Raw genomic sequence first — 13198 nt, forward strand, 5'->3', positions numbered from 1 at the left:
GGCTTACAGGCCGTCGAGCATCGCCTTGTTACGCACAGCACCTTTGTCGGCACTGGTGGCCAGCAGGGCGTAAGCCTTCAACGCGGTGGTGACTTTGCGCGGACGCTTCTCCACCGGTTTCCAGCCTTTCTTGTCCTGCTCAACCCGGCGTGCCGCCAGTTCTTCGTCGCTGATCAACAGGTTGATCGAGCGGTTCGGAATGTCGATCAGCACCTTGTCGCCGTCCTGCACCAGACCAATCGCGCCACCGGCAGCGGCTTCTGGCGAAGCGTGGCCGATCGAGAGGCCCGAGGTGCCGCCAGAAAAGCGGCCGTCGGTCAGCAAGGCGCAAGCTTTGCCCAGGCCTTTGGATTTCAGGTAAGACGTAGGGTAGAGCATCTCCTGCATACCCGGGCCGCCTTTCGGGCCTTCGTAGCGGATGATCACGATGTCGCCTTCTTTCACTTCGTCGGCGAGGATGCCGCGTACCGAGCTGTCCTGGCTTTCGTAGATCTTGGCGCGGCCTTCGAACACGTGGATGGATTCATCCACACCGGCGGTTTTCACCACGCAGCCGTCCAGCGCGATGTTGCCGTACAGCACGGCCAGGCCGCCTTCTTGCGAGTAGGCGTGCTCGACACTGCGGATGCAGCCGTTTTCACGGTCGTCATCCAGGGTTTCCCAACGGGTCGACTGGCTGAACGCGGTCTGGGTCGGGATACCCGCCGGGCCAGCCTTGAAGAAGTGATGCACCGCTTCGTCGTCAGTCTGAGTGATGTCCCACTTGGCGATGCCTTCGGCGAGGGCTTTGCTGTGCACAGTCGGCAGGTCGGTGTGCAACAGGCCGCCACGGGCCAGCGAGCCAAGAATCGAGAAGATCCCGCCGGCGCGGTGCACGTCTTCCATGTGGTACTTCTGAATATTCGGCGCGACTTTGCACAGTTGCGGCACATGACGGGACAGACGGTCGATGTCGCGCAGGTCGAAGTCGATCTCGGCTTCTTGCGCTGCGGCCAGCAAGTGCAGGATGGTGTTGGTGGAACCGCCCATGGCGATGTCCAGGGTCATGGCGTTCTCGAACGCCTTGAAGTTGGCGATATTGCGCGGCAACACCGACTCATCGTTCTCGGTGTAGTAACGCTTGCACAGCTCGACGATGGTGCGGCCAGCCTGCAGGAACAGCTGTTCGCGGTCGCTGTGGGTGGCCAGGGTGGAACCGTTGCCCGGCAAGGCCAGGCCCAGGGCTTCGACCAGGCAGTTCATCGAGTTGGCGGTGAACATGCCGGAGCACGAACCGCAGGTCGGGCAGGCGCTGCGTTCGTATTCCGCGACCTTCTCGTCAGAAGCGCTGGAATCGGCGGCGATGACCATGGCGTCGACCAGGTCGAGGCCGTGGGAGGCGAGCTTGGTCTTGCCGGCTTCCATCGGGCCGCCGGAGACGAAGATCACCGGGATGTTCAGGCGCAGGGCGGCCATCAGCATGCCGGGGGTGATCTTGTCGCAGTTGGAGATGCACACAATGGCGTCGGCGCAGTGGGCGTTGACCATGTATTCCACGGAGTCGGCAATGATCTCGCGGCTCGGCAGCGAATACAGCATGCCGTCATGGCCCATGGCGATGCCGTCATCCACGGCGATGGTGTTGAATTCCTTGGCGACGCCACCGGCGCGTTCGATCTCGCGGGCGACCAGTTGGCCCAGGTCCTTGAGGTGGACGTGGCCCGGTACGAACTGGGTAAAGGAGTTGGCAATCGCGATGATCGGCTTCTTGAAGTCGTCATCTTTCATCCCCGTGGCACGCCACAGTGCGCGCGCGCCGGCCATGTTGCGGCCGTGGGTGGATGTTTTCGAGCGGTAATCTGGCATGGAGCACTCCGGGCGGCTAATCAAGTACTAAAGGGAAGTGAGCTTCTATTGACGTATGGAGCACTCAGAAAATGGCCGTGTGTCCAAACGTTGCCACTCGCGTCGCGGGATCGCCGCGTGCCTGGGCCTCGAGCTCATAAACCCGCCGGGGGATGACTGGCGATGAATAAGGCCGATTCTACACCGCTGGCGGCTGGAGGGAATGACCGTCTGTGGCGAGGGCGCTTGCTAGCGACCCACACGTGCATTCGCCACCCAGCCCCACAGGCTGAAAACGATGAAGCTTACGGCGATGGTCATCAGCAAATGGTTGCCGGTCTGCGCGAGGGCGGCGCTGCTGATGGCCGCGGTCAGGAACATGATGCTGTTGCCCGCCGACGCTGCCGTGCCCGCGCTGCTGGAAAACAGCAGCATCGCCGCCGAAATCGCAGCAGGCCGCACAAGGGTGACGGCCAGGGCGCTGATCAGCATCGGGATCAGCAAAGTCAGGGGGGTGATGGCCTCAACGCTGATAATCAGTGTTAACAAAATGCCGGCCACCAGCAGCAATCCCAGCCCGATATTGATTTGCCGGGACAGCGAGATGCGCTTCTGCAAGTACGATGCCGCGACGCCACCGAGCAGGTAGGCCACGCCGTACACCATCAACACCAGTGCGTATTGGTATTCGGACAGTTTCAACGCATCCATGAAAATCAGCGGTGTCACGCTGATCAAGGCGAAATAGCAGGCGAACACCAGCGCGGCGATCCACCAGTAACGCAGGAAGTCGCGGTTGCCAGCGACGGCTTTGAGCGTACCGATGATTGATACCGGCGCGCGGTGCGGGCTGGCGGCCTTGGACGGCAGGATGCAGAGCGCATGGATCAACATGCCCGTTGCCATCAGCGCAAAGCCGTAGAAGCTGCCTTGCCAGTCGAAAGTGGTTTGCAGCCAGGAGCCGATCAGCGGCGAGAGCGCCACAAACGAACCGCTAAGGGTCATGTAATACAGGCGTACGCGGGCGCGGTCCTGTTCTTCGAACAGGTCCTCGACCAGTGCATGGCCCAGTACGAAAAACCCGCAGCCCATGGCCTGCACGCAGCGAAACAGCAGGAAGGTCAGGTAGTCGGACGCGAACGCGCAACCCATCGCGCCGAGGATCGACAGCGTAATGCAGCCGATCAGCACTTCCTTGCGGCCCCATTTATCCGACAGCGGGCCTGCAATCAATTGGGAAATTGAAAACACCAGCGTGAACAGACTGATCGACAGTGCGATTTCTGCGGTAGGTGTGTCGAACCTGGCAGCCAGCGCGGGAAAAGAGGGCAGCAGAATGTTAATCGGGAAGAAACTGATCAGGGAAATGCAGGTGATGAGGATGAAGCGGGAGAGGTAGGGCCCAGACATTGTTTTTGTTTTCCGGAGTAATTCCAGAAACCGATACTAGTCTGCGAAATGTGGAATTCAATCAAAACCGTTGAAGGACGGTTTGTGTCGGAAAAATGTGGGGCTTGCCCGCGATGGCTGAGTGTCAGTCAACAAACTCGTCAACAGGTCCACCGCTATCGCAGGCAAGCCAGCTCCCACATTTGATCTGCGTGTTACTTAGCTATTAGGCAGCAACCGGCACGTAATGCTCTTGATGTAGCGCGTTTCGGCAATCGCCGGGTGCACCGGGTGATCCGGGCCCTGGCCGCCGCGTTCGAGCATCTGGATGTTGCGGTCCAGGTGACGGGCGCTGGTCAGCAGGATGTTCTGCAGGTCGTCTTCCGGCAGGTGCATGGAGCACGATGCGCTGACCAGAATGCCGTCCTTGCTGAGCAGGCGCATGGCTTGCTCGTTCAGGCGGCGGTAGGCGCCTTCGCCGTTTTTCATGTCTTTTTTGCGTTTGATGAAGGCCGGTGGGTCGGCGACGATCACGTCGAAACGTTCTTCGCTGGCTTTCAGCTCTTTGAGGGCTTCGAACACGTCGCCTTCAATGCAGGTCATCTTCTCGGCAACACCGTTCAGTGCGGCGTTGCGCTCTACGCCGTCGAGGGCGAAGGCGGAGGCGTCGACGCAGAACACTTCACTGGCGCCGAACGCTGCAGCTTGCACGCCCCAGCCGCCGATGTAGCTGTACAGGTCGAGTACGCGTTTGCCTTTGGCGTACGGGGCCAGGCGGGCGCGGTTCATGCGGTGGTCGTAGAACCAGCCGGTTTTCTGGCCCTGGATCACCGGGGCTTCGAATTTCACGCCGTTTTCTTCCAGCGCCACCCACTCCGGCACCAGGCCGAACACGGTTTCGACATAGCGGTTGAGGCCTTCGGCGTCACGCGCGGCGGAGTCGTTCTTGAACAGGATGCCGCTTGGCTTGAGCACTTGGGTCAGGGCAGCGATCACGTCTTCTTTGTGCGCTTCCATGGTCGCCGAGGCGATCTGTACTACAAGGATGTCGCCGAAACGGTCGACGACCAGGCCCGGCAACAGGTCGGAATCACCGTAGACCAGGCGGTAGAACGGCTTGTCGAACAGGCGGTCACGCAGGGACAGGGCGACGTTGATGCGGTGCACCAGCAGCGATTTGTCCAGCGGCAACTTGATGTCGCGTGACAGCAGGCGGGCGCAGATCAGGTTGTTCGGGCTCATGGCCACGATGCCCAGGGTCTTGCCGCCAGCCGCTTCCAGGATAGCCTGGTCGCCTGCCTGGAAGCCGTGAAGAGGTGTGGCGGCCACATCGATTTCGTTGCTGTAGACCCACAGGTGGCCGTTGCGCAAACGACGATCGGCGTTGGCTTTGAGACGCAGGCTAGGCAGGGACATGACGTCGCTCCGGAAAAAAGAGCGGGAGTATACCTGTTGCGCCGTTATTCATGTGGGAGCTGGCTTGCCTGCGATGCAGGCGACTCGGTGTATCTGACGTACGGTGGTGATGCAATCGCAGGCAAGCCAGCTCCCACACAAGCCCAGAGCCCACATTCAATCCGGTTTTTGAGGTGTCGGTCAGGTTCCCATAGAGGTTAGAATTCGCACCTAGTCCAGAGTGTGTATTTATGTCCCCAGAGCTTTCCGCCGAGCAGATCCAGCAGGCCCTGCAAGGCATCAGCGTGCCGCCTCAACCGCAAATCATGGTTGATTTGCAGATGGAGCAGTACATGCCCGACCCGGACCTGGAAGTGATCGCGCGGCTGATCTCCCAGGATCCAGGCCTGTCTGGTGCGCTGCTGAAGATCGTCAACTCGCCGTATTACGGCCTGAGCAACAAGATCGCCTCGATCCAGCGCGCGGTGAACCTGCTGGGCAGCCGCTCGATCATCAACCTGATCAACGCGCAGTCGATCAAGGGCGAGATGAGCGACGACACCATCGTCACCCTCAACCGCTTCTGGGACACCGCCCAGGACGTGGCCATGACCTGCCTGACCCTGGCCAAGCGCACCGGCTCGCAAACGGTCGACGAGGCCTATGCCTTGGGCCTGTTCCACGACTGCGGCGTGCCGCTGATGCTCAAGCGCTTCCCCAATTACATGGCGGTGCTGGAGCAGGCTTACGCCAATGCCGGCCCGGATTGCCGGGTGGTCGACACCGAGAACAACGCGTTCAACACCAACCATGCCGTGGTGGGTTACTACACCGCCAAATCCTGGCGCCTGCCGGAGCATGTGACCGACGCCATCGCCAACCACCACAACGCCCTGGCGATTTTCAGCGATGAGTCGTCGCGCAACCCGCAACTTAAAAACCTGTTGGCGATCCTCAAGATGGCCGAGCATATCTGCTCGTCCCACCGCGTGCTGGGCAACCAATCGGCGGACCATGAGTGGGATGCCATCGGGCATCTGGTGCTGGACTACGTGGGCCTGTCGGACTACGACTTTGAAAGCCTGAAGCTATCGATCCGCGAACTGGGCGCGCACTGACCCTTTAATCAAGAGGTACACATGCCCGAGTTACCCGAAGTCGAAACCACCCGGCGCGGGATTGCGCCGCATTTGGAAGGCCAACGCGTCAGCCGTGTGGTGGTGCGTGAACGGCGCCTGCGCTGGCCGATCCCGGAAGACCTGGATGTGCGCCTGTCCGGGCAGCGCATCGTGCTGGTGGAGCGGCGGGCCAAGTACCTGTTGATCAATGCCGAAGTGGGCACGTTGATCAGCCATTTGGGTATGTCGGGCAATTTGCGCCTGGTGGAAGTCGGCTTGCCAGCGCTCAAGCATGAGCATGTGGACATTGAGCTGGAGTCGGGCCTGGCGCTGCGCTATACCGACCCGCGGCGTTTTGGCGCGATGCTCTGGAGCCAGGACCCGCACAACCACGAACTGTTGCTGCGCCTGGGGCCGGAGCCGTTGACCGACCTGTTTGATGGCGAGCGTCTGTTCCAGCTGTCGCGTGGCAAGTCGATAGCGGTGAAGCCGTTCATCATGGACAACGCGGTGGTGGTGGGCGTGGGCAATATCTACGCGACCGAAGCGTTGTTTGCGGCAGGGATAGATCCGCGCCGGGCTGCGGGTGGTATCTCGCGCGGGCGTTATTTGAAGCTGGCGATCGAGATCAAGCGCGTGCTGGCGGCAGCTATCGAGCGTGGTGGCACCACGTTGCGGGACTTTATCGGCGGTGATGGGCAACCGGGGTATTTCCAGCAGGAGCTGTACGTCTACGGCCGGGGCGGTGAGGCGTGCAAGGTCTGCGGGAGCGAGTTGCGCAATGTGGTGCTGGGGCAGCGGGCGAGTGTGTTTTGCCCCAAGTGCCAGAGCTGAGTGTCGGGTGATGGCTGATGTCGCCATCGCAGGCAAGCCAGCTCCCACATTTGGAGGTATTCACCACTCTAAATGTGGGAGCTGGCTTGCCTGCGATGAGGCCTTTACAGGCAATAAATAACTTCAGGCCTTGCCGGTAATCAACCGGTACTTGGCCATCAACTGCTCTTCCGTTTCCGGATGGGCTTCATCCAGCGGAATGCAATCCACCGGGCACACTTGCTGGCACTGAGGCTCGTCGTAGTGACCGACGCACTGGGTGCACAGGTTGGGGTCGATCACGTAGATCTCTTCGCCCTGGGAAATCGCAGCGTTCGGGCACTCGGGTTCGCAGACGTCGCAGTTGATGCAATCGTCGGTGATGATCAGGGACATGGAAACTCCTGCCAGGGCTGTCAGCCAGGGCATCTGAAAACTAATGCGTGCAATTGTGCCGCATTGGCGCCCGCAGTGCGAGCGTGTGGCAAGCCCGAATATCGGTCGCTGTCTCTGTGGCGAGGGAGCAAGCTCCCTCGCCACAAAGAGCCTTACTTCTTGAAGCGCAGGGTCAGCGCATCGGCTACGGCCGGATGCACGAACTTGGTGATATCTCCGCCCAAAGCGGCAATTTCACGCACCAACGTCGAGGAAATGAACGAGTAACGTTCCGACGGCGTAAGAAACAGGCTTTCCACGTCCGGCGCCAGTTGGCGGTTCATGTTGGCCAGCTGGAATTCGTATTCGAAGTCCGACACAGCGCGCAGGCCACGCAGGAACACATTGGCGTTCTGCTCTTTGGCAAAGTGCGCCAGCAACGTCGAAAAGCCCACCACTTCCACGTTGGGCAGGTGCTTGGTGACCTCACGCGCCAGCTCTACGCGCTGTTCCAAGGGGAACAGTGGGTTTTTCTTGGGGCTGGCGGCGACCGCGATGATCACATGGTCGAACAAGCGAGACGCACGTTCGACCAGATCGCCATGGCCTTTGGTAATCGGGTCGAAGGTACCTGGGTACAACACTCGGTTCATCGCGTCGTCCTGGCGGAGTCCGTTGGGGAACCGGATGGTATCGCAGCATTCCCGGTGGGCCAAGTCGACTTATGTAGATAGATACCGTGAATACCCGGTTTTTTCATGCTGTTTTCAGACGTTCGGCCAATGCTGTCGCCAGTTGCGCGGTCAACCCGTACACCGATAATTGTGGGTTAGCGCCAATGCTGGTGGGGAACAGCGAGCCGTCGTGGATCGACAGGTTACGCAATTGATGATGACGGCCGAGGCTGTCGGCCACCGCGTTTTTCGGGTCCTCGCCCATGGCGCAACCGCCCATCACATGGGCGCTGCCCAGCGTGGTGCGGTGCAGTTCCAGGCTCAGGCCATCGATCAGGCTGCGTGCCTCGGCCAGGGTATTCACGTAGCGTGCATCGTGATGCAGCGGCTTGACCGACTTGGCGCCCGCCGCGAACTGAATCTCGGCCATGGTATGAAACGCACGGCGCAGGCCGTCCCAGGCGTAGTCCGAGACCTGATAGTCGAGCACCGGTGTGCCGTCGCCACGTAATTCCACCGTGCCGCCGGGGCTGTCGGGGTGAAAGCCGTCGCGCAGCAGGGCGAGCATGGCGTGGGTGTGGGGCAACTGACTCATGTCCAGCGCGTTCCCGGTGCCGTAGCCGCCGAACAGCGTGCTGGCCAGGCCTGGATGCAGCGGCGGCGCCTCCAATTTGTAAGACATCTTGCCGGTGGTGCCGTCCTGCCACTGGAAGTGATCGGAATAGATCGACTGCGGAGCGCCATAGAACGGATTGATCACCTCGTCGAACTGCCCCGCGGAGAAATTCACCAGATGCAGGAAGGTACGCTTGCCCAGCCGCGAATGCGGGTCGGGCGCGTCCGAGCGCATCAACAGCGCCGGGATGTTGATGCCACCGCCCGCGAGCACGTAATGCTTGGCCTTGACCGTGATCTTGCGCCCGGTAGGCGCCACGCAACGCTCATCCATGGCCACGCATTCAAGGCTGCTGATGGTGTCGCCGCTGTATTTCAGGTGTTCGGCGCGGGCGAGGTAGAGCAGTTCGCCGCCCTTTTCCAGGGTGGAGGGAATGGTGGTCACCAACATCGATTGCTTGGCGTTGACCGGGCACCCCATGCCGCAGTAACCCAGGTTGAAGCAGCCGCGCACGTTGCGGGGGATCACGTGCCAGCTATAGCCGAGCTTTTCGCAGCCTTTGCGGATCACATCATTGTTGGCATTCGGTGGAATGGCCCAAGGGGCGATGCCCAGGCGCTGTTCCATTTTTTCGAACCACGGCGCCATTTCTGCGCTGCTGTGGCCCTTGACTGCATATTCACTGGCCCAGTGGGCGAGGGTGGCATCGGGTGTGCGAAAGCTTGAGGTCCAGTTGATCAGCGTGGTGCCGCCGACGGCACGCCCCTGCAGGATAGTAATCGCGCCGTCCTTGCTCATGCGGCCGATGCCTTCCTGGTAGAGGCTGGCGTAGGCTTCGTCTTCGAGCAGCTTGAAGTCGCTGCTGGTCTTGAGCGGGCCTTCTTCGATCAGCAGTACTTTGTAGCCCGCAGCACTGAGGATCTCGGCAGTGGTGCCGCCACCCGCGCCACTGCCGATAATGGCCACATCGGCTTCCAGGGTCAGGTCATTGCTGAGGGCGGCGCCATTGTGGGTTTTCCAGCCACGGGCCAGGCCATCGCGGAACAGATCGGGTACGGGCATAGAAGAGCACTCTTATTTTTATACGAAGTTGCATTCAGTGTGGGAGCTGGCTTGCCTGCGATGGCGGTCTGCCTGCCTTTCATTTCTGGCTGATACATCGCTATCGCAGGCGAGCCAGCTCCCACATGTTTGATTGGGTTGCCAGGGCTAGATCTTCGGTGGGCCGGGGTAGCCGCAATGCGCCCAGGATTGCGGCCGGAAGTACCAGGCCATGATCACCAGCTTGAGCAGCGAGCCCTGGCCCATGCGCAGCAGGTTCAGGTAGCTGTTCTCCCAGCGGTGCAGGAAGTTGCGGATCTGATCGCTGCTGGCGTTTTCCCAACTGCCCCAAATGCCGGTCAACGGGCCACGGGTGATGCCCATGCTCAGCACGTCGAACAGTTGCTGGGTGAGCTTGAACATCTCCGGCGACAGGTTTTGCAGGCTGTAGTCGAGTTTTTTCAGGGTGTCTTCGATACCGGCGACCACGTCCTGGGCGCTAGCTGCGCCTTCGAGCAACACCGGGATGATTGCGCGCAAAAACGGCAAGTCGCTGCTGCGCAGCATGGCAAAGCCACTGGCCGGGGTGCTGCTGGAGCAGCCGCTGAGGCTGGCCCCCAAGCCGGCGGTGGCCAGGAATGCGCTGGCGCACAGGCCGATTTTCAGAACGCCGCGCCGTGACAGCGCGGGTGTTTCAGTCAGGCTAGGGTTCATTGTTATTGTTATCCCGAGGGTGGCGGAATCAGCGGATAAACAGCTTCTGGATCAACTTCTGGATGGCTTTGCCGTAAGGCGGGTAGATCAGTTTCGCCGCGTTCAGGCGCTGTTTGACCAGCACCCCTTTGGCCTTGCTGAACGTGAGGAAGCCTTCATGGCCGTGGTAATGGCCCATGCCCGACGGGCCGATGCCGCCAAAGGGCATATCGTCCTGGGCCACATGCAGCAGCGTGTCGTTGAGGCAAACACCGCCGGAATGGGTTTCGTGGAGCACGCGGTTCTGTTCGCCTTTGTTGTAGCCGAAGTAATACAGGGCCAGTGGGCGAGGGCGCTGGTTGATGTAGGCAAACGCTTGGTCGAGGCCGCGATAAGGCACGATCGGCAGCACCGGGCCGAAGATTTCGTCCTGCATCACCGTCATCTCGTCGCTGACATTCAGCAACAGGCTATGGGCCATACGCCGTGCCTGGCCCTGGTCATACAGCGGTATCAGGGTGGCGCCCTTGTCGGTGGCGTCTTTGACGTAGGCATTGAGCCGGGCCTGTTGCCGCTCATTGATGATGGCGGTGTAGTCCGGGTTGTCGGCCAGGGTCGGATAAAACCCGCGAACGGCGTTGCTGTAGGCCTCGACGAAACCTTCAACGCGGTCTTCCGGCACCAACACGTAATCCGGTGCCACGCAGGTTTGCCCGGCATTCAGGCATTTACCGAAGGCAATGCGCTCGGCGGCGTCTTTGAGTGGCACGTCCGCGGAAACAATGGCTGGCGACTTGCCACCGAGCTCCAGGGTAACCGGTGTCAGGTGCTCGGCCGCTGCGCGCATCACGTGTTTGCCGATGCTGGTGGCGCCGGTGAACAGCAGGTGATCGAAGCGCAATTTGGAAAATGCCATGCCCACTTCGGCCTCGCCCAGCACCACGCACACCAGGTCTTCGGGGAAGATTTTGGCCAGCAGCGCCTTCAGCAGTTCGCCCGTGGCGGGCGTGGATTCGCTGAGTTTGAGCATCACCCGGTTTCCCGCCGCCAAAGCCCCGACCAACGGGCCGATGGCCAAGTACAACGGGTAATTCCAGGGCACAATCACCCCGACCACACCCAGCGGCTGGTAGATGACTTTGGCTGACGCTGGTTGGAAGGCAATGCCTACCGCACGCCGGGAAGGTTTCATCCAGCCTTTGAGGTGTTTGCTGGCGTAGTGAATGCCATGCAGGCTGGGCATCAACTCGGCGAACAGGGTTTCGTCTGCGCTGCGGTGGCTGAAGTCCTGGCTGATCGCGGTGATCAGCGCCTGGCGTTCGTCGCTGAGCACGTCGCGTAAAGCCTTTAGCCACTGCTGGCGCTGTGCAGCTGGCGGCATCGGGTTGGCCGCATAGGCGCGACGTTGGGCGTCGAACAGGTCCTGGAGTTGATCCAGCGCCTGGGAATCTTGCAGGTAGGCAACGTTGGCAGACATGGCGCAGTTCCAGATTGTTATAGGTCTGCCTGGATTTTTAGAGTCATTGCTCTAAATTGTCAAATGTCATTGCAGCAACATGCGGATTTATCCTGACAAGGATAGGCCGTAAGATGCCCCATCCCGTGTTCAGAAGCTGATCCCCTATGGCACCACGAGTAAAGACCAGCGAGCGCATTGTGCAAACCAGCCTGGAGCTTTTTAACCAGCAGGGTGAGCGCAGCGTCAGTACCAACCATATCGCCGCCCATATGGAAATTTCCCCGGGCAACCTGTACTACCACTTCCCCAACAAGCAGGCGATCATCGCCGTGCTGTTTCGTGAGTACGAAGCGCTGGTGGACAGTTTCCTGCGCCCGCCACAGGGCCGCGCGGTGACTGTCGAAGACAAGCGCTTTTACCTGCAGGCCGTGCTGGCCGGCATGTGGCGCTACCGCTTCCTGCACCGAGACCTCGAACACCTGCTGGAAAGCGACCCGGAACTGGCCACCGGCTACCGGCGGTTTTCCCAGCGCTGCCTGATCCAGGGCGGGGCCATTTACCAAGGGTTTGTCGACGCTGGCATCCTCAGTATGGACCCGGTGCAAACCGAGGCACTGACCCTTAATGCCTGGATCATCCTCACCTCTTGGGTGCGGTTCCTGTGCACCACCAATGAGAACTCCGCGCACTTGAGCGCCGAAGCGATCAAGCGCGGTGTGTATCAGGTGCTGGTGCTGGAGGCGGGGTTTGTCACGCCCCAGGCGAAAGAGGCGGTGGATGCCTTGTTCAAAGAGTTTTACGTGCCGTTGAACCAGGCACTGGAAGAAGTGAAGTAGGACCTTTCCCGAATCTGTTCACAGGAGCCCGTCATGTCGCTTGCCCAACTGATCAGCCCCCAGCAATTGGCCGAACGCCAAAAGGCCGCGGGGCTGGTGATCCTGGATTGTCGTTTTGCCCTCGAAGACCCGGACTACGGGCTGTGCAGCTATGCCGAAGGGCATATCGAAGGCGCGCAATATGCCGACTTGGAGCGTCATCTCAGTGGGCCGGTGACCAAAGGCGTGACCGGCCGCCACCCGTTACCGGCGGCGGACACTTTGGTTGCGCAACTGCGGGCCTGGGGCATCCATGCCAACACCGACATCGTCCTGTACGACGACGGCCCTGGCGCCTATGCCGCCCGCGCCTGGTGGTTGCTGGCCTGGCTGGGTAAGCGCGACGGGGTGTTTATCCTGGACGGTGGCCTCAAGGCCTGGCACGCCGCCGGTTTCCCGTTGAGCCTCGATGCACCGGTGGTGGAGCCGGGAGCGTTTGCCGGTAAGCCGGACAACCGCCTGCTGCTGGACGCCGAGCATTTGCAAAAACGCCTGGGTGAGCCGGGCCTCACCTTGATCGACGCCCGTGCAGCGGTGCGTTTTCGCGGCGAGGTAGAGCCGATTGATCCGATTGCCGGGCACATTCCCGGTGCACAATGTGCAGCGTTCACCGAAAACCTGGGCAGTGATGGCCGCTTTCTACCGGCCGATCAGCTCAAGCAGCGCTTCGCCGCACAGTTGCAGGGCCGGTCACCGGATGAACTGGTGGCGTACTGCGGTTCGGGCGTGACGGCGTGCCACAACTTGTTTGCCTTGAGTTTGGCCGGTTACCCGTTGGGCAAGTTGTATGCGGGGTCGTGGAGTGAGTGGATTACCGACCCCACACGGCAGATTGCAACCGGCGACTAAGCCGCCAGGCCTGCAAACCCAATCAAAATGTGTGTGTGGGCTTGTGTGGGAGCTGGCTTGCCTGCGATAGCATCACC

The 13198-nt window shown here is 60.8% G+C and carries 12 protein-coding genes; 4 read left to right on the forward strand and 8 right to left on the reverse strand.

Annotated elements, in window-relative coordinates; translation table 11 throughout:
* Positions 1-3: 3 nt before the first annotated feature.
* From ilvD to FEM54_RS10415, 3 genes are all read right to left on the reverse strand, one after another.
* Complete coding sequence (gene ilvD / locus FEM54_RS10405; protein WP_138450769.1) at positions 4-1845, reverse strand: dihydroxy-acid dehydratase; 1842 nt, start codon at positions 1843-1845, stop codon at positions 4-6.
* Positions 1846-2073: 228 nt separating this feature from the next.
* Positions 2074-3234: an MFS transporter gene (locus tag FEM54_RS10410; RefSeq protein WP_017139478.1), complete on the reverse strand. Its 1161-nt coding sequence runs from the start codon at positions 3232-3234 to the stop codon at positions 2074-2076.
* Between the two features lie 198 nt (positions 3235-3432).
* Entirely contained in the window at positions 3433-4629 is a 1197-nt protein-coding gene (locus FEM54_RS10415) for a class I SAM-dependent rRNA methyltransferase (RefSeq protein ID WP_003213799.1), read from the reverse strand.
* A 284-nt stretch (positions 4630-4913) separates the two neighbouring features.
* Here FEM54_RS10415 and FEM54_RS10420 point away from each other — a divergent pair, with 284 nt between their 5' ends.
* Together FEM54_RS10420 and mutM are read left to right on the forward strand one after the other, a co-directional pair.
* A complete protein-coding gene (locus tag FEM54_RS10420) occupies positions 4914-5726 on the forward strand; it encodes an HDOD domain-containing protein (protein ID WP_169987622.1) in 813 nt (270 codons plus the stop codon).
* Positions 5727-5747: 21 nt separating this feature from the next.
* Positions 5748-6560, forward strand: a complete 813-nt coding sequence (mutM, locus tag FEM54_RS10425; protein ID WP_099550323.1) for a bifunctional DNA-formamidopyrimidine glycosylase/DNA-(apurinic or apyrimidinic site) lyase — start codon at positions 5748-5750, stop codon at positions 6558-6560.
* Between the two features lie 123 nt (positions 6561-6683).
* Here the strand turns inward: mutM and FEM54_RS10430 are convergent, their stop codons facing one another.
* The 5 genes from FEM54_RS10430 to FEM54_RS10450 form a co-directional block, all read right to left on the reverse strand.
* On the reverse strand, positions 6684-6935 hold the full coding sequence (locus FEM54_RS10430; protein ID WP_017139475.1) for a YfhL family 4Fe-4S dicluster ferredoxin: 252 nt from the start codon (positions 6933-6935) through the stop codon (positions 6684-6686).
* 152 nt (positions 6936-7087) lie between these two features.
* Positions 7088-7567, reverse strand: coding sequence for a pantetheine-phosphate adenylyltransferase (gene coaD, locus FEM54_RS10435; RefSeq protein WP_003176711.1), 480 nt, complete (start codon positions 7565-7567; stop codon positions 7088-7090).
* A 103-nt stretch (positions 7568-7670) separates the two neighbouring features.
* Complete coding sequence (locus tag FEM54_RS10440; protein ID WP_138450771.1) at positions 7671-9266, reverse strand: GMC family oxidoreductase; 1596 nt, start codon at positions 9264-9266, stop codon at positions 7671-7673.
* Between the two features lie 147 nt (positions 9267-9413).
* The gene (locus FEM54_RS10445; RefSeq protein ID WP_017139473.1) at positions 9414-9959 is read right to left on the reverse strand and encodes a hypothetical protein; all 546 of its coding nucleotides are present in this window, start codon (positions 9957-9959) and stop codon (positions 9414-9416) included.
* A gap of 28 nt (positions 9960-9987) precedes the next feature.
* Positions 9988-11430 carry a coniferyl aldehyde dehydrogenase gene (locus tag FEM54_RS10450; protein WP_276614455.1) on the reverse strand — a complete coding sequence of 481 codons (1443 nt, stop codon included), beginning with the start codon at positions 11428-11430 and terminating at the stop codon, positions 9988-9990.
* Positions 11431-11561: 131 nt separating this feature from the next.
* Between FEM54_RS10450 and FEM54_RS10455 the strand changes: the two genes are divergently transcribed.
* Positions 11562-12233 (forward strand): TetR/AcrR family transcriptional regulator, encoded by a 672-nt coding sequence (locus FEM54_RS10455; protein ID WP_017139471.1) that lies wholly within the window; start codon positions 11562-11564, stop codon positions 12231-12233.
* 33 nt (positions 12234-12266) lie between these two features.
* Positions 12267-13121, forward strand: a complete 855-nt coding sequence (locus tag FEM54_RS10460; RefSeq protein ID WP_138450773.1) for a sulfurtransferase — start codon at positions 12267-12269, stop codon at positions 13119-13121.
* Positions 13122-13198: the final 77 nt, after the last annotated feature.

Source organism: Pseudomonas edaphica, assembly GCF_005863185.1.
Taxonomy (GTDB): Bacteria; Pseudomonadota; Gammaproteobacteria; order Pseudomonadales; family Pseudomonadaceae; genus Aquipseudomonas; species Aquipseudomonas edaphica.